General features: G+C 71.1%; 18 protein-coding genes. 6 read left to right on the top strand and 12 right to left on the bottom strand.

Translation table 11 applies throughout. From position 1 onward, the window contains the following. Window positions 1–36: 36 nt before the first annotated feature. The 4 genes from OG266_RS34935 to OG266_RS34920 are packed head-to-tail and all read right to left on the bottom strand — an operon-like array spanning window position 37 to window position 4238. The gene (locus OG266_RS34935) at window positions 37–1263 is read right to left on the bottom strand and encodes an amidohydrolase family protein (protein WP_371550606.1); all 1227 of its coding nucleotides are present in this window, start codon (window positions 1261–1263) and stop codon (window positions 37–39) included. Then, a complete protein-coding gene (locus tag OG266_RS34930) occupies window positions 1260–2546 on the bottom strand; it encodes an amidohydrolase family protein (RefSeq protein WP_371550604.1) in 1287 nt (428 codons plus the stop codon). The genes OG266_RS34935 and OG266_RS34930 overlap by 4 nt, the downstream gene beginning before the upstream one ends. Before the next feature lie 10 nt (window positions 2547–2556). Further along, window positions 2557–3441: an SDR family NAD(P)-dependent oxidoreductase gene (locus OG266_RS34925; RefSeq protein WP_371550602.1), complete on the bottom strand. Its 885-nt coding sequence runs from the start codon at window positions 3439–3441 to the stop codon at window positions 2557–2559. Beyond that, the gene (locus tag OG266_RS34920; RefSeq protein WP_371550600.1) at window positions 3441–4238 is read right to left on the bottom strand and encodes an acetoacetate decarboxylase family protein; all 798 of its coding nucleotides are present in this window, start codon (window positions 4236–4238) and stop codon (window positions 3441–3443) included. The genes OG266_RS34925 and OG266_RS34920 overlap by 1 nt, the downstream gene beginning before the upstream one ends. A gap of 260 nt (window positions 4239–4498) precedes the next feature. On the opposite strand from OG266_RS34920, the gene OG266_RS34915 reads away from it, so the two are divergent. The 5 genes from OG266_RS34915 to OG266_RS34895 all read left to right on the top strand — a co-directional run bounded on the left by OG266_RS34915 (window position 4499) and on the right by OG266_RS34895 (window position 9334). Continuing rightward, window positions 4499–5467: a DEDDh family exonuclease gene (locus OG266_RS34915; RefSeq protein WP_371550598.1), complete on the top strand. Its 969-nt coding sequence runs from the start codon at window positions 4499–4501 to the stop codon at window positions 5465–5467. Between the two features lie 119 nt (window positions 5468–5586). Continuing rightward, window positions 5587–5820, top strand: coding sequence for a hypothetical protein (locus tag OG266_RS34910; RefSeq protein ID WP_266466275.1), 234 nt, complete (start codon window positions 5587–5589; stop codon window positions 5818–5820). Window positions 5821–5904: 84 nt separating this feature from the next. After that, the gene (locus OG266_RS34905; protein WP_266466270.1) at window positions 5905–6696 is read left to right on the top strand and encodes an SURF1 family protein; all 792 of its coding nucleotides are present in this window, start codon (window positions 5905–5907) and stop codon (window positions 6694–6696) included. A gap of 92 nt (window positions 6697–6788) precedes the next feature. Continuing rightward, window positions 6789–8573 carry a glycoside hydrolase family 15 protein gene (locus OG266_RS34900; RefSeq protein ID WP_371550596.1) on the top strand — a complete coding sequence of 595 codons (1785 nt, stop codon included), beginning with the start codon at window positions 6789–6791 and terminating at the stop codon, window positions 8571–8573. Between the two features lie 5 nt (window positions 8574–8578). Further along, window positions 8579–9334 carry an SDR family oxidoreductase gene (locus tag OG266_RS34895; protein WP_371550594.1) on the top strand — a complete coding sequence of 252 codons (756 nt, stop codon included), beginning with the start codon at window positions 8579–8581 and terminating at the stop codon, window positions 9332–9334. Between the two features lie 169 nt (window positions 9335–9503). On the opposite strand, the gene amaP is transcribed toward OG266_RS34895, so the two are convergent. The 5 genes from amaP to OG266_RS34870 all read right to left on the bottom strand — a co-directional run bounded on the left by amaP (window position 9504) and on the right by OG266_RS34870 (window position 11892). After that, window positions 9504–10082, bottom strand: a complete 579-nt coding sequence (amaP, locus tag OG266_RS34890; RefSeq protein ID WP_371550592.1) for an alkaline shock response membrane anchor protein AmaP — start codon at window positions 10080–10082, stop codon at window positions 9504–9506. 5 nt (window positions 10083–10087) lie between these two features. After that, window positions 10088–10765 carry a DUF6286 domain-containing protein gene (locus OG266_RS34885; RefSeq protein ID WP_266466251.1) on the bottom strand — a complete coding sequence of 226 codons (678 nt, stop codon included), beginning with the start codon at window positions 10763–10765 and terminating at the stop codon, window positions 10088–10090. Then, the gene (locus OG266_RS34880; RefSeq protein WP_266466248.1) at window positions 10762–11145 is read right to left on the bottom strand and encodes an Asp23/Gls24 family envelope stress response protein; all 384 of its coding nucleotides are present in this window, start codon (window positions 11143–11145) and stop codon (window positions 10762–10764) included. The genes OG266_RS34885 and OG266_RS34880 overlap by 4 nt, the downstream gene beginning before the upstream one ends. 3 nt (window positions 11146–11148) lie before the next feature. Continuing rightward, window positions 11149–11334 carry a hypothetical protein gene (locus OG266_RS34875; RefSeq protein ID WP_266466246.1) on the bottom strand — a complete coding sequence of 62 codons (186 nt, stop codon included), beginning with the start codon at window positions 11332–11334 and terminating at the stop codon, window positions 11149–11151. Between the two features lie 75 nt (window positions 11335–11409). After that, a complete protein-coding gene (locus OG266_RS34870) occupies window positions 11410–11892 on the bottom strand; it encodes an Asp23/Gls24 family envelope stress response protein (protein ID WP_266466245.1) in 483 nt (160 codons plus the stop codon). Between the two features lie 87 nt (window positions 11893–11979). On the opposite strand from OG266_RS34870, the gene OG266_RS34865 reads away from it, so the two are divergent. Next, complete coding sequence (locus OG266_RS34865; RefSeq protein ID WP_371550589.1) at window positions 11980–12708, top strand: nucleopolyhedrovirus P10 family protein; 729 nt, start codon at window positions 11980–11982, stop codon at window positions 12706–12708. Between the two features lie 68 nt (window positions 12709–12776). Here the strand turns inward: OG266_RS34865 and OG266_RS34860 are convergent, their stop codons facing one another. The 3 genes from OG266_RS34860 to OG266_RS34850 form a co-directional block, all read right to left on the bottom strand. Beyond that, window positions 12777–13568, bottom strand: coding sequence for an enoyl-CoA hydratase/isomerase family protein (locus OG266_RS34860; RefSeq protein ID WP_326724005.1), 792 nt, complete (start codon window positions 13566–13568; stop codon window positions 12777–12779). 131 nt (window positions 13569–13699) lie between these two features. Beyond that, window positions 13700–13921, bottom strand: coding sequence for a helix-turn-helix domain-containing protein (locus OG266_RS34855; protein ID WP_006123601.1), 222 nt, complete (start codon window positions 13919–13921; stop codon window positions 13700–13702). A gap of 386 nt (window positions 13922–14307) precedes the next feature. Continuing rightward, window positions 14308–15906: an ABC-F family ATP-binding cassette domain-containing protein gene (locus OG266_RS34850; RefSeq protein ID WP_266466235.1), complete on the bottom strand. Its 1599-nt coding sequence runs from the start codon at window positions 15904–15906 to the stop codon at window positions 14308–14310. Window positions 15907–15923 lie beyond the last annotated feature (17 nt).

Genomic DNA, 15923 nt, shown 5'->3' with positions numbered 1-15923 from the left:
TCGCACCCCGGGCGCCACCGGTGACGTATCGACCCGTCACCACACCCGCACCGACCCTCCCTTCGCGAACACCGGGCTCGTCGCGTCCGCCGGCGGCTCCCCCAGCGGCTCCGCCAGCTCCTCCACGGTCGGTCCCACCTTCGCCGCGATCGGGTCGAGGAGTCCGAGGTCGAAGCCGTACACGCGGGCCGCGTTGCCGCCCACCATCGCCGCGATCTCCTCCTGCGGCAGACCCGCGTACGCGATCCGCAGGCCCTCCCGGGAGTAGGGGTAGGTGCCCTCGTCGTGCGGGTAGTCGCTCCCCCACATGATCTTGTCGAGGCCGATGCGGTCGCGCAGCGGCACCTCGTGGGGGCGCATGAAGCTCGCGCCGACCCAGCAGTTGTCGCGCCAGACCTGCGAGGGCCCCTTGCCCATCGAAGCGGCCAGGCCCGCACCGAACTTGGACTCCGCGGTGGACGACCTCGTCGCCGCTGCCACCAGCCGGCCGTGGTAGTAGTCGAGCATGTCGAGCACGCCCGGAATCCAGCCGGAGCCCTGCTCGGTCAGGACGAGCCGCAGCTCCGGGTGACGGCGGAACGCGCCCCCGAACACCAGGTGCCACAGCGCCCGGTGCGAGAACCAGGTCGTCTCCACCATGAAGACCGCCCGCGCGGCCGGCTCGTCCCCCAGTGGCGGCGAGGCCGAGCCCGCGTGGTGGTTCACGGGCACACCCAGCTCCGCGCACACCGCCCAGATCGGGTCGTACGTCGACGAGTAGAGCTCGGGTAGACCCGAGCCCGGGGGTGTGCCGGGCAGCAGCAGCCCGCCCTTGAGCCCCGCGCCGGCGGCCCACCGGATCTCCTTCACCGCCTCGTCCACGTCGTTCAGGAGGATCTGGAAGACACCCGCGCGGCGGCCGGGCGCGGCGGCGCAGAAGTCCGCGAGCCAGCGGTTGTGGGCCCGCAGCCCTGCCCACCGCCGCTCGAACTCCTCCGCCGTCGGCGCGGGCGCCATCAGGGAGGCCGACGGGAAGAACGGCGGGATCGTGTTCGGGAAGACGACCTCCGCGACGATCCCGTCCGCCTCCAGCTCCGCCAGGCGCCGCTGGGAGTTCCAGTTCCTGTCGGCCGTGTCGGCGAGCAGGTCCTCGTACGGGTTGACGTAGGTGGCCGCCCAGTCGTCGAAGTCCTCGTGGTGTTCCTTGGCCAAGTAGGGCCGGTAGTCGAGGAGATCGGCGCCCGCATGGCAGTCGGCCGAGACGACGGTGTAGCGATCGTTCACGGGGTCACCCCCAGACTCGGGAAGTCGTGGTCGGTGAGCCAGTGGCGGCCCACCTCGCGCGAACGCGCCCAGGACGCCTCGACGGCCGACTGGTCCTCGGACTGGCCGAGTTCGGCGGGGGTCGGACCGATGCGCCGGGCGAGCGGGGTCAGCCGTTCGACGTCGAAGCCGAAGACCTCCGCCGCCGCGAGACCGAGCATGCGGCGGGTCTCCTCGACCGGTATGTCGTGGAAGGTTTTCGACAGCCACGCGCGCGTGTCGGGCCAGGTGCCTTCGGGGTGCGGGAAATCGCTGCCCCAGAGGATGTTGTCGACGCCGATCTCGTAGCGCTGGGCCAGTTCACGGCGCTTGGTGTTCGTCGCGCAGATGAAGACCTGACGGTCCAGATACTCGTGCGGGGGCCGCTTCATCTCCGCGAAGGGCGACAGCTTCTTGCCCCCGTGCGCGCCCAGGTAGAGGCGGTCCATGAACCACAGGAGGTTCGGCAGCCACCAGCAACCCGACTCCGCTACCCCGAACTTGAGGCCGGGATGGCGCTCGAAGACCCCCGCCCAGAGCAGGAACCACAGCGGCCGGGCGGGCCACCAGGTCACCTCGCTCACATAGATGCCCAGATGGTCGCCGTACTCATGGCGCGGCGCCGCCCCGGAGTGGGTCACCACCGGCATCCCGCACTCGGCCGCCGCCGCCCACACCGGGTCGTAACGGCGGTCGTGGTACGGCGCCTTGTCGACCCACATGGAGGGGATCATCAGGGCGCCGAGCCCCGACTCCTTCGCGCGGTACACCTCACCCACGACCCGCTCGACGTCACCGGTGATGGGCAACAGGGCCACCCCGCAGTGCCGTTCGGGGTTCTGCGCCACGAACTCCGCGAGCCAGCGGTTGTGCGCCTGCGCGCCCGCCATGCCCAGCTCCGGGTCCTGGTCGCCGGAGAGACCGAGGCCCACGCCGAAGGGTGCGGCCGTCTGGCTGTCCACTGCGTCCGCGTCGGGGAAGACCACCTCGGCGGCCACCCCGTCGCCGTCGAGCTCCTTGAGCCGCTGCGCGCTGTCCCAACCGCCCTTCAGGCCTTCCTCGTTGTCCTGGAACCACTTGTTCGCGAACGCCTCGTTCCGGATGCCGAGCCGCGTCATCTCCTCGCGGCGCGCGTCACGCCCCGCGAGGAACTCGTCGAAGGCCCGGTGGAAGCGGGCGTCCAGATAGGGCCGGTACTCCTCGGTGGGGAGGCCCGCGTGGCAGTCGGAGGAGATGATCAGGTACGGGTCCTGCGGGTCCGTCATCACGACTCCCTCAATCCAGAATGAAGTTCTCCAGGTACGCCGGATCGGCCCGGTCCAGCATCGATTGCGACCTCGCCCGGATCTGCGCGTCGCTGTGCTCGCTCTCGGGCAGCAGCCAGAACCGGTCGGCACGGATGCCGTCCGCCACCAGGTCGGCGACCTGCTCGACCGGCGTGAACCGCACCTCCTGACCCGCCTCCTTCATCGCTGCCTCCCACTGACCGAGGCTGCGGTACGGGGTCTTCCTGGGCCGCTCCTTCGCGTAGCGCGAGGGCCGGTTGCGGTGCGACTCCCACAGGCCCGTACGCAGCATGTGGGGCCCGGGGAAGAGCACGGAGGCACCCACGCGCGCGTGCTCCGCCCTGAGGTGCGCGTACAGCGACTCGGTCATCGTCACGACGGCCGCCTTGGTGACGGCGTACACGGAGGCGGTGGGCAGCGGGGCGATCCCGCCGTCGCCCGACGAGGTGTTGACGACATGACCCGGCTCCCCCGAGGCGATCATCCGCGGCACGAACGCCTGGATGCCGTGGAAGACGCCCCACACGTTGACGGCGAACGCCCACTTCCAGTCGTTCGGGTCGTGCTCCCACATCCGGCCCTCGGCCCCGGAGCCGACACCGGCGTTGTTGCACAGCACGTGCACCGCGCCGTACGTCTCGTACGCGTCCTCGGCGAGCGCCAGGACCTCCGAGCGCTCCCCGACGTCCACCACGCGCGCGTGCACCTCGGCCCCGTCCTCCCGCAGCCCGGAAGCGGCCTTCTCCAGAGCCCCCTCCTCGACGTCCGCGAGGACCACCTTCAGCCCGTCGGCCGCGAACCGCCGTGCCATCGCGAGCCCGATCCCGCTCGCCGCGCCGGTGACGACAGCGACCTGCCCTTCCCGCAGATCCATCAGGCGCTCCCCTCGGGCGGCCCGTCGAGGATCTGCTGGGGATCGTCGTAGCGCTGATGGATGTACGGCAACAGGGCCTGGGCGCTGACGCGTTCGACGACCTTGCCCCGCTGGTCGGTGGTCTTCTCGCCGAGGGTGATCTCGACCAGCCGCCGTACGGGGAGGTCGGCGACCGGGTCGTACATCGACTCGCGCAGCACGACGTCCCCGGTCACGCGCTCCAGCTTGCGCACCTTCTCGTTGCGCACGCAGTGCACGAGGACCGGCTCGGCGTCGAAGCCCGAACCGTCCACCGCGGGAAGGAACTTGAAGTAGAAGTCGGTCTTCTGGCCGGGCTCGGGCAGCGGCAGGTCACCGCTGACGGCGCCGCGTACCTCTACGAACGCGATGCCGTGCCGGGCCAGTGAGGCACGTACGACGAGACCCTCGCGCTCGACGGTCACCTCGCCGAGCTTCTTGGGCTCCCCGAAGACCTCGCGCCCGCCGATGAGGGCCCGTTCATGGGTCATCGGCATGACGAGCGGGTACCAGCCCTCGACGCCGTCGTGCGCGGCGGCGACGGCGAACGAGCCCGCACCGAGCGGGTATCCGGGCAGGTCGACCTTGCTGATGTTGACCCGCACCAGGGGCCGCCCGGTGGGTTTGAGCGGGGGCGGCAGGACCGCCGCGACCGCGTCCGGGTCGCTCTCCCAGACGGCGACCACACCGGTCGACCAGATGTCGGGGAGCTTGGAGCTCGCTGTGCGCGCGGCGGCGATCTCCGCCTCGGTCCGTGCGCCGTACCTCACTCGTGCCATGTCTCGTACCGCCCTTCGCAGGCCGTCGTCCACTGGGCGCGCAGCACGTTCGCACCAGGCGGGCCAAAGGTCCATAGCCATGCGCTTCGGGCTTCGCCCCAACCCGCACGAGGGGACCCGGCAGAAACCTGTGCAACTCCCGCCGGGGCTGCCGACGCGGCGGGCACCGGGCGGTCGGCGCCGTGGGCTTCTGACGGGTACTCCGAAGAGTGCGGAGTCGGGGACGGGACTGTCAGTCGCGCCCCGTATTCTCAGTGACCATGCTCGAAGACCTGACGACCGCAGCGTCCCCAGCCTCCTGGCCGGCCGCGTATCCACAGGGATACGCGGTCGTCGACGTGGAGACCACAGGCCTGGCCCGGGACGACCGGATAATCTCGGCGGCCGTCTACCGGCTGGACGCGCGCGGTGAGGTCGAGGACCACTGGTACACGATGGTCAACCCGGAGCGGGATCCGGGCCCGGTGTGGATCCACGGCCTGACGAGCGACGTACTCGAAGGCGCTCCGCTCTTCCAGGAGATCGCCGAGGAGTTCGCCGCCCGGCTCGCGGACCGCGTGCTCGTCGCGCACAACGCGGTCTTCGACTGGTCGATGATCGCGCGGGAGTACGCGCGCGCGGAGCGTGAGGCGCCGGTACGGCAGCGTTTGTGCACCATCGCGCTCTCCAAGGAGCTGGGACTGCCGCTGCCCAACCACAAGCTGGCGTCGCTCGCCGCGCACTTCGGCGTCGTACAGCAGCGGGCGCACCACGCGCTGGACGACGCGCGCGTGCTGGCCGAGGCGTTCCGGCCGAGCCTGCGGGCCGCCGCGCACCGCGGCGTCCGGCTGCCCCTCCTCGAATGCCGGCCGCTCACGGAGTGGTCCTCCGCCCCGTCGATCGGGCGGCAGCAGTCCGGCGGTTACCCGTCCGGGAGTTGGCGGCCCTCACGCAAGCGCCCCGCCTGCCCCTACCCCAACCCAGGCCGTTACGAAGAGGACAAACCACTCAAGCAGGGCATGCGGATCGCGTTCTCCGGGGACACCTCCGTCGACCGCGAACTGCTGGAGGACCGAGCCGTCGAGGCCGGGCTGCATGTCGCGACGAGCCTGTCCCGGCTCACCAGCCTGCTCGTCACGAACGACCCGGACTCCAGTACGTCGAAGGTGGTCAAGGCCAGGCAGTTCGGGACGCCGGTGATCGACGAGGCGGCGTTCGGGCAGCTGCTGCGGGATGTGGAGCCGGCATGACGATCCTCACCGACGGGGGCGTCGGGGCCTGACCGGCCTGGGCGTCAGACGGGTGATTGCGGGGCGACTCGCCCGGCGTCCGCTCGCCCGCGCCGCGTCGGCGCCCCACCCTGTGGCGCATGGCGAGATGTGAAGTATGTGGCAATGACTACGGCATGACGTTCGAGGTGCACGCGCAGGGCGCGGTGCACGTCTTCGACTGTTTCTCCTGCGCGATCCACCGGATGGCCCCCATCTGCGAGCACTGTCGCGTCCAGATCATCGGCCAGGGGGTCGAGGTCGAGGGTCACTGGTTCTGCGGCGGGCACTGCGCCCGCGCGGAGGGGAAGGTGGGGATCATCGACAAGGTCTGAGCCTCCCCCGGGAGCCGGGCCCCGCGCCCGCTTCGACGCGTACCCCCCTCAATACGCCCCACGACCGAGTTGTACGGTCGTGGGGTGTACCGCTTCCTGTTGTCCCGGCAGTGGGTGATTCTCACCCTCCTGGCCCTCGCGCTCATCCCCACGATGATCAAGCTGGGCTTCTGGCAGCTGCACCGCCATGAGCACAAGGTGGCGCTCAACACGGTGATCGCCAACTCCCTCGGCGCCACGCCGGTGCCCGCCGAGTCGCTCACCGCGCCGGGGCAGACCGTCACGCACGACGACCTCTACCGCCGGGTGACCGCGAAGGGCCACTTCGACACCGCGCACGAGGAGGTCGTACGCCGCCGCACCAACTCCGACGGTGAGGTCGGCTACCACGTCCTGACCCCGTTCGTCCTGGACGACGGCCGGGTCCTCGTGGTCAACCGGGGCTGGATCGCGGCGGACGGCGCGCAGAGCGAGTTCCCGAAGATCCCGGCGCCCGCGACGGGTGAGATCACCGTCACCGGACGGCTGATGCCCGACGAGACGACCGCCGACAGCGGCATCAAAAACGTCCAGGGCCTGCCCGACCGCATGGTCATGCTGATCAACAGCGAGCAGGAGTCGAAGCGGCTCGGCAAGCAGGTCCTCGGCGGCTACATCGAGCAGACCGCCCCGGAGCCCAAGGGCGACATCCCCGAGCTGATCCCCGCCCCCGAACACAACGACATCGGTCCGCACATGGCGTACGCGGTCCAGTGGTGGCTCTTCTCCTCGGGCGTCCCCGTGGGCTGGGTGATCCTGGTCCGCCGCGAACGCCGTGACCGTGCGGAGGCAGCGGCGGCGCGGGAGACGCCGGAGACGGCTCCGGCACCCGTCTAGCACCAGAGCCCGGTCCACGAAGCCCGGGGGCCTGCGTCCACGCCACTCTGGCGGCCCGATTGACCGGCCTCCCGCTCGGGAACCCGTCCACCGTGCAACGACGCATCGAGGACTACGCGCTCATCGGGGACGAACAGACCGCCGCCCTGGTAGGACGGAACGGCTCCGTCGACTGGCTGTGTCTGCCAAGGTTCGACTCCGCGGCCTGCTTCGCCGCGCTCCTCGGCGGCGACGAGCACGGCCACTGGCGGATCGCGCCCAAGGGGGCGGGCGACTGCACCCGCCGCGCCTACCGGCCCGACACCCTGGTGCTCGACACCGAGTGGGACACGGCCGAGGGCTCGGTCCGGGTGACCGACCTGATGCCGCAGCGCGAGGGCGCCCCCGATCTCGTACGCATCGTCGAAGGGCTGAGCGGCCGGGTGGAGATGCGCGGCCTGCTCCGGCTGCGCTTCGACTACGGGCTTGTCGTGCCGTGGATGCGCCGGGCGGACGGCCATCGGGTGGCGGTCGCGGGACCGGACGCGGTGTGGCTGCGCAGCGAGCCGCCCGTGCACACCTGGGGCAAGGACTTCCGCACGCACTCGGAGTTCACGGTCGCCGAGGGCGAGAAGGTCGCCTTCGTCCTGACCTGGCATCCCTCGCACCGGCCGCGCCCGGCGCTCTGCGATCCCTTCGAGGCGCTGCGCACCAGTGTCGAGGACTGGCAGGCGTGGTCGGCGCGCTGCCGCTACGACGGCCCGCACCGGGACATCGTCATGCGCTCCCTGATCACCCTCAAGGCCCTCACCTACGAACCGACCGGCGGCATCGTGGCCGCCCCCACCACCTCGCTGCCCGAGGAGCTGGGCGGCGTCCGCAACTGGGACTACCGCTACTGCTGGCTGCGCGACTCCACCCTCACGCTCGGCGCGCTGCTGGCGGCCGGCTACCACGAGGAGGCCGAGGCCTGGCGCGACTGGCTGCTGCGCGCGGTCGCGGGCGATCCGGCGGACCTGCAGATCATGTACGGCCTCTCCGGCGAGCGCAGGCTGACCGAGTACGAGATCCCGTGGCTGCCCGGCTTCGCCCGCTCGAGCCCGGTCCGGGTCGGCAACGACGCCGTCAACCAGTTGCAGCTGGACGTGTACGGCGAGGTCATCGACTCGCTGTCGCTGGCCCGGAGTTCGGGCATGCCCATGAAGCCGCACATGTGGCGGGTCCAGGTTGCGCTGATGGAGTTCCTGCGCACGGCGTGGCGGCAGCCGGACGAGGGGATCTGGGAGGTGCGCGGCCCGCGCCGGCACTTCGTGTACTCGAAGGTGATGGCCTGGGTGGCCGCCGACCGCGCCGTACGCGCCCTGGAGGCCGACCCGAAGCTCGGCGGCGACCTGAACGGCTGGCGCGCCATGCGGGACGAGGTGCACCAGGAGGTGTGCGAGCGCGGCTACGACCCCGGGCGGAACACCTTCACGCAGTCCTACGGTTCAAGCGAGCTGGACGCCTCACTGCTGCTCATCCCCCGCGTCGGCTTCCTGCCGCCCGACGACCCCCGGGTGATCGGCACGGTCGACGCGGTCCGCGACGAGCTCGGCCACAGCGGTTTCCTGCGCCGCTACAGCCTCGAGGAGAACGAGGTCGACGGACTCCCGGGCGATGAGGGCACGTTCGTGGCCTGCTCGTTCTGGCTCGCGGAGGCACTGCATCTGACGGGCCGTACGCAGGAGGCGTACGAGCTGTTCGAGCGCCTGGTGGCGCTGGCCAACGACGTGGGCCTCCTCGCCGAGGAGTACGACCCGCTCGCCGGCCGCCAGCTCGGCAACTTCCCGCAGGCGTTCAGCCATATCGGCCTGGTGAGCACCGCCCTCGCCCTGTTCGGGAGCGAGGGGACAGAATAGGGGCCATGGATCTTGGACTGAAGGACCGTGTGTACGTCGTCACGGGAGCCACCCGTGGCCTGGGCAACGCCGCCGCGCGTGAGCTCGTCGCCGACGGCGCGAAGGTGATCATCACCGGGCGCGACGAGAAGACCGTCACCGAGGCGGCGACCGCGCTCGGCCCCAACGCGGTCGGGGTGGCCGCCGACAATGCCGACCCCGCGGCCGCCGCACAGCTCGTCAAGGCCGCGCGGCAGCACTTCGGCCGCTTCGACGGCATCCTGATCAGCGTCGGCGGCCCGGCTCCCGGGTTCGTCGCGGACAACACGGACGAGCAGTGGACGGCCGCGTTCGAGTCCGTCTTCCTGGGCGCGGTCCGGCTGGCCCGTACGGCCGCAGAGGAGCTCGGCGAGGGCGGCGTCATCGGCTTCGTGCTCTCCGCCTCCGTCCACGAGCCGATCCCGGGTCTGACGATCTCCAACGGGCTGCGCCCCGGCCTCGCAGGGTTCGCCAAGTCCCTCGCGGACGAGCTGGGCCCGCGCGGCATCCGCGTCCTCGGCCTGCTCCCGTCCCGCATCGACACGGACCGCGTCCGTGAGCTGGACGGCCTCTCGCCCGACCCGGACGCGACCCGCGCCGCCAACGAGTCCCGCATTCCGCTGCGGCGCTACGGCACTCCGGACGAGTTCGGCCGCACGGCCGCGTTCCTGCTCTCCCCGGCGGCCTCGTACCTGACGGGCATCATGCTGCCGGTGGACGGCGGCATGCGGAGCGGGTTCTGAGCGGGCGCTGAGTGCTCCTCTGGAAGGTCGGTTGTCGCCTGCGGGTCCGTCGTGGCTGGTCGCGCCCACGCGGCGGAGCCGCCGCATATGTCACAGCCCCGCGCCCCTTCGGGGCGCTGCCGAACCGCACCGGACTTCGCCGGCCCAGCCCAGTACGCCTGGCCGGGGTTCAACTGACGCGCTCGGCGCGGTGCTTGACCCCGCGGAGGCGTACCTCGGCGGGGAGCGCGGCAAGGCCCGCCGAGTCGCGTGCGTGCGCGAGCGCCTCCGTGGTCAGCGAGTGCAGTGCCTGCCCCGGGTCCACATGCGGTTCAAGGAGCAGCTGGACGCGTGCCTCGGGGCCGCTGCGCCGCCCGGTCAGATGGACCTGCGCCCGCTGGACGCCGTCCAACTGCCCGGCCTCGTCGGCCAGTACGCCCTCCAGGGCCCGCCCGCGCAGCAGCGCGCCCTCGCCGTCGCCGGTGTCGACGAGCACCTCGGCGAGCCGGCGCCGCCGCAGCACGGCGGACAGCCACCACAGGGCGAGCAGGACGAGCAGCGCGAGGACGGCGATGACGACCGGCCACCACCAGCCCTCGTCCCGCCATCGCGCGCGGTCCGCGTCGCTGAGCAGCACGTCGTGCCGCCCGTCGTGGATCCACCACGAAGGCGGATTCGCACCCAGCCCCACCGCGAGCACGGAGCCGCCGAGGACGACCAGCGCCAGGCCGATGACGCCCAGCAGTACCCGGTTGACGATCCGGAGCATCCGTCTCATCCCTTCCGGCCGGGGCGGGCGACGTGCACCGACAGGGCGGGCGGCCGGGAGAGGCCGAGCCCCTTGATGCCGTCGGCGAGGGTGGAGTCCAAGTCGCCGCGTACGTCGTCGAGTTCACGGAAGTGGGAGACCGCCCGGACGTCGACCTTCGTCCGTCCCATCCGGACGCGGACCGACTGGACTCCGGCGACCTCCATGGCCCGGTCGCGCAGCGCGGTCGCGGCGGCGTCCCGGTGCAGACCGGCCCGTACGTCGGCGTGGGTGCGCCGCATCGGCAGTACGTCGCGCAGTCCCGGCGTCGCCGCGAGGACGATCAGCCAGAGCCCGAGGGCGGTGGCCACTCCGGCGCCGACGAGGACCCAGGTGTCGTCGAGGGGGCGTTCGGCGAGCTGCTGGGCCAGCGACCTGCGCCAGTGCATGGCGGGCCGGTCGGCGCGTACGGCCGCGACGTCGTACAGGAGGGCGCCCGCTCCGACGAGGACAAGGACCGCGAGAATCCCCGCGGGGATGCGGCGGGCCGACCAGAAGCGGCCTTCTCCCCCGTCCTCGTCGTCGAGGGTGGGCAGCGGTTCGTAGGCCGCCGCGGAGGCGGACTGGCCGAGTTCGGTCTCGGCGGCCTTCTCCAAGACGGGCAGCCGTTGGGTGCTGCCCTCGGATCCCTGGGACTCGCTCATTGCGTCCTCCCGTGTGCCGCGCCGGGTGCCTGCACCAGATGCAGCCGCTCCACCTGGACGGCCACCTCCGGTACTTCCATCCCCGCCAACGCATCTACCCGCTCGGCGACATGACGACGCACCGCATTGCACCGGCCACCGATGTCGGAGGGATAGTCGAGTTCGAGGCTCACGCGGATGCGGGCGGTGTCGTGGTGGACGACGACCGTGGCGTGCGGGGGCGCGGCGTCCGGGGGCAGCGCCTCCAGCACCTCGCGTGCCGCCTGCCCGGCGATCTTCGCCACGACCCGGTCGGCGATCCGGGTCGCGCCCCGCTCGGCCGGCGCGATGTCCGCCGCTCGCCGCCGCGTCTCACCGAGCCGGTCGGGCTGAGGGGGCACGCGTCACCGCCGCCGGTCGTCGCGGGAACGGAAGAAGTCCCCGACGTCCAGGTCCCCTTCGAGGAACCGACCGACGACGAAGCCGATGGCACCGAGGGCGGCCACCAGGAGGAAGGCCCCGAAACCCCCGAAGTACCCGGCGAAGCCCAGCGCCATTCCGGCGATCATGCCGATCACGGCCAAGCTCATGGTGCGCTCCTCAGCGGTTCGTTGGCTGGTTCGAGCGGTGTGGTGGCGGGGTTGGTCGATTCAGCGTCCGGGATGTCACTGGAGCCGCGACTCCGGCTCCTCGTCCTCTTCGTCCGGCAGCTTTACGTCGCTGACGGCGATGTTGACCTCGACGACCTCGAGTCCGGTCATGCGCTCGACGGCCGCGATGACGTTCTCCCGCACTGCGCGGGCCACGTCCGCGATCGACACGCCGTAATCGACGACGATCTCCAGATCGAGCGCGGTCTGCAGCTCCCCGACCTCGGCCTTGACACCCCGTGACACGGACTTCGTACCGCCGGGCACCCGGTCCCGCACGGCCCCGAAGGTCCGGCTGAGCCCGCTGCCCATCGCATGCACGCCCAGTACGTCGCGGGCCGCGAGGCCGGCGATCTTCTCCACCACTCCGTCCGCGATGGTGGTCCGACCCCTGGTCGCGGGGTCACCACCGCCACGTTTGGTGGGCTTACGCGTCCCCAGCGGCTCTTTCTCGCCCTCGGGGGTCTCCGGCCGCTTCCGCTCCGTCATGTCGGTCATCGCCGTACATCCCTTTCGGTCGTCGTCCTTCGCCCACAGTAAGTGGGGTTGCGCCCTCCCGCGCCGGGGATGCGGCAGGCTGGAGCAATGACGGCGGACGGATGGGCTCAGGTCGTACGGCATCAGCTCGGGCTCGGCAGGCTGCTGCCCCTCGGCGGCCCGCGCGACGGCGCGTGGATCACGGAGGGCGCCGCCGACTCCGTACTGCGGCGTGCGGCGGCTCCCGTGCGCGGAATCCGCCTCGGCACGCTCCGGATCGCCCTCGCCGACCCCGACCAGTCGTACGACCCCGCGGTGCCCCCGCCGCCCAGCGCGCTGCCGCCGGGCCCCCTCCGCATCAGCGCGGAGTTCACGGCCTCGGCGGACCCCACGGCCCCCGGCGTCGAACCCCTCCCGACAACGGCGGCCCGCCTGCGCCAGTCCCTGGCCACGGCGGCAACGGAACGACTGGGCCTCACGGTCACGGAGGTGGACCTGCGGGTAACAGGGCTGGACACCGACGAAACCCCTGCGTCCGCGCCCCGACCCGACGAGCACCCCGCTGCCGAGCCGACGCACGCCGACGAGTCCCGGGTCGCCACCGCCGCCCTGTCCGTCCCGGGCGTGACCCACCTGACGGACACCTTGGGGCGCCCGGTGCACATCGAGGACACCCGGGGCGGTGACGCGACGGTGCCACGCCGCCATGTACGCGTGGAAGTGGCGGTCTCGGGAGACGAGCGAGCCCTCGACGTGGCAAGGGCAGTCAGAACAGCCGTCACGAACGCCCTGAAGGACACCCCATCAGTGGCGGTACTGGTAACCAGGGCCCACTAGAGAAGCCCCTTCAGGGGCGCGGGGAACTGCGCGACCAGCCCCCACCGGCCCGCAGCCAGCGGACGGCCTCAGTCCCCCACCCCGGCAAGATCCCGCAGCCGGCGCCCTTGAGCGGCCCGCTCGGCAACACGCTGCTCCTCATAGGTGCGGTCCTGCGCCCCGCGCAACAACGCCTTCGTCTCCACGACCGCATCCCGCGGCGCAGCCAAAAGCGCCCCGACGAGATCACGTACGGCGTCGTCAAGCTGGTCGGCGGACACCGCAAGGTTGGCAAGCCCCGTGCGCTCGGCCTCCTCGGCCAACACAAACCGCCCCGTCGCGCAGATTTCCAGCGCACGGGCGTACCCCACGAGGCTCACCAGCGGATGCGTCCCGGTGAGGTCGGGCACCAGGCCCAGGCTGGTCTCGCGCATGGCGAACTGCACGTCGTCCGCGACGACGCGCAGGTCACAGGCGAGGGCAAGCTGGAACCCCGCACCGATGGCGTGCCCCTGCACGGCGGCGATGGACACGACGTCGCTGCGCCGCCACCAGGTGAACGCCTCCTGGTACTCGGCGATGGTCGCGTCCAGCTCCGCGTCGGAGCCGCGCGCGAGGTCGATGAACGACGGCTCACCGTCGAAGCCCTCGGGCGTGAACGCCTGCCGGTCGAGCCCCGCGGAGAAGGACTTGCCCTCGGCGCGCAGCACGACCACACGGACGGTGCCCGGCAGTGACCGACCGGCCTGCGTCAACGCCCGCCACAGCGCGGGACTCTGGGCGTTGCGCTTGGCCGCGTTGGTCAGGGTCACCGTGGCGACCGATTCGTCGACGGTGAGCCGTACGCCGTCCTTGTCGAGAACGGGGTCGAGCGAAGCCATGGACGCCTCCGATGCGTGCGGTCAGAGTGGATGCCGAATGACGACATCCTTAAGTGACTGCACAGTAACCACCCGGTCGATCAACGGACCGACCGGGTGGTCACCACCGAAGCCGATGGGGACGCCCGGCCTCAGGCCGAGGCGGCCTTCTTGCCCCGCGTCGCTCCGCCACGCCCACGAAGCGTGACGCCCGATTCGCTGAGCATCCGGTGCACGAAGCCATACGAACGGCCGGTTTCTTCGGCCAGCGCTCGAATGCTCGCACCGGAGTCGTACTTCTTCTTCAGGTCTGCCGCGAGCTTGTCGCGCGCGGCGCCGGTTACCCGGCTGCCCTTCTTCAGAGTCTCGGCCACCCGTGCCTCCTCATGGGAAGTGCGCTCTGGACTTCTCATGATCACCCCTCCCGGGCCTCATGGCCACCCATTCGGCAAGGTCCGTAAGACAAGGTTTTGACGACAGGAGCCCGTCCCCACGACTGGAATCTGTGATTCCGCCGTGCGGTGTCCATACGGCCGAACGGGTTCATCCGCGAAGTGCCAGGTCAGAGACGCAGGACGGCCGAGCCCTTGGGATCGAAGGGCTCGGCCGGAAAATCGATGTAGGACACACCTCGGTACGAGGAGATCTCACACCATTGATGGATCACGGATCGGCCGAATGATCCATACGCAGTGGATCAGTCATTCGATCAAGCGGCGCTGACCGGTCGCACGGGGCTCGGACGACGGCGTCCCGGGGCTCAGGCGAGAGCAACCAGGTCTTGGTAGTCCGCGCCCCACAAGTCCTCGACGCCGTCGGGCAGCAGGATGATGCGCTCCGGCTGGAGCGCCTCGACCGCGCCCTCGTCGTGGGTGACGAGGACGACGGCGCCCTTGTAGGTCTGCAGCGCGCCGAGGATCTCCTCGCGGCTGGCCGGGTCGAGGTTGTTGGTGGGCTCGTCGAGGAGGAGGACGTTCGCGGAGGAGACCACGAGGGTCGCGAGCGCGAGACGGGTCTTCTCACCGCCGGAGAGGACGCCGGCCGGCTTGTCGACGTCGTCCCCGGAGAAGAGGAACGAGCCGAGCGTCTTGCGCACCTCGACGAGGTCCAGGTCGGGGGCGGCGGTGCGCATGTTCTCCAGGACCGTGCGCTCCGGGTCGAGGGTCTCGTGCTCCTGCGCGTAGTAGCCGAGCTTGAGGCCGTGGCCCTCGACGACCGAGCCGGTGTCGGGCGTCTCGACGCCGCCGAGGAGCCTGAGGAGGGTCGTCTTGCCCGCACCGTTCAGGCCGAGGATGACGACACGGGAGCCCTTGTCGATGGCCAGGTCGACGTCGGTGAAGATCTCCAGGGAGCCGTACGACTTCGACAGTCCCTCGGCCATGAGCGGGGTCTTGCCGCAGGGCGCGGGCTCCGGGAAGCGCAGCTTGGCGACCTTGTCGGAGACACGCACCGCGTCGAGTCCGGCGAGCAGCCGGTCGGCCCGCTTGGCCATGTTCTGCGCGGCGACCGTCTTGGTGGCCTTGGCGCGCATCTTGTCGGCCTGCGAGTGCAGTACGGCCGCCTTCTTCTCGGCGTTCTGCCGCTCGCGCTTGCGGCGCTTCTCGTCGGCCTCGCGCTGCTGCTGGTAGAGCTTCCAGCCCATGTTGTAGACGTCGATCTGGGCGCGGTTGGCGTCCAGGTAGAAGACCTTGTTGACGACGGTCTCCACGAGGTCGACGTCGTGGGAGATCACGATGAAGCCGCCGCGATACGTCTTCAGGTAGTCGCGCAGCCAGACGATCGAGTCGGCGTCGAGGTGGTTCGTCGGCTCGTCGAGGAGGAGCGTGTCGGCGTCCGAGAACAGGATGCGGGCCAGCTCGATACGGCGGCGCTGGCCACCGGAGAGCGTGTGCAGGGGCTGGTGGAGCACGCGGTCGGGCAGGTTGAGCGCGGCGGCGATGGTGGCGGCCTCGGCCTCGGCGGAGTACCCGCCCTTGGTGAGGAACTCCGTCTCCTGGCGCTCGTACTGCCGCATCGCCTTCTCGCGGGTGGCGCCCGAGCCGTTGGCGATGCGCTGCTCGTTCTCGCGCATCTTGCGGATCAGGGTGTCGAGGCCGCGGGCGGAGAGGATGCGGTCGCCGGCGAGTATGTCGAGGTCGCCGGTGCGCGGGTCCTGGGGCAGGTAGCCGACCTCGCCGGAGCGGGTGACGTTGCCACCGGCGGGGGTGCCCTCACCTGCGAGGACCTTGGTGAGCGTCGTCTTGCCCGCGCCATTGCGGCCGACCAGGCCGATGCGGTCGCCCTTGGCGATACGGAAGGTGGCGGACTCGATGAGGAGACGGGCGCCGGCGCGCAGCTCGATACCGGAGGCGGAGATCACGGACAGACTCCAGGGCA

Origin of the sequence: Streptomyces sp. NBC_00554, from assembly GCF_041431135.1 — a bacterium.
Lineage (GTDB): Bacteria > Actinomycetota > Actinomycetes > Streptomycetales > Streptomycetaceae > Streptomyces.
The sequence above is the reverse complement of the archived record's forward strand: the minus strand, read 5'-3'. Positions and strand labels throughout refer to the sequence as shown.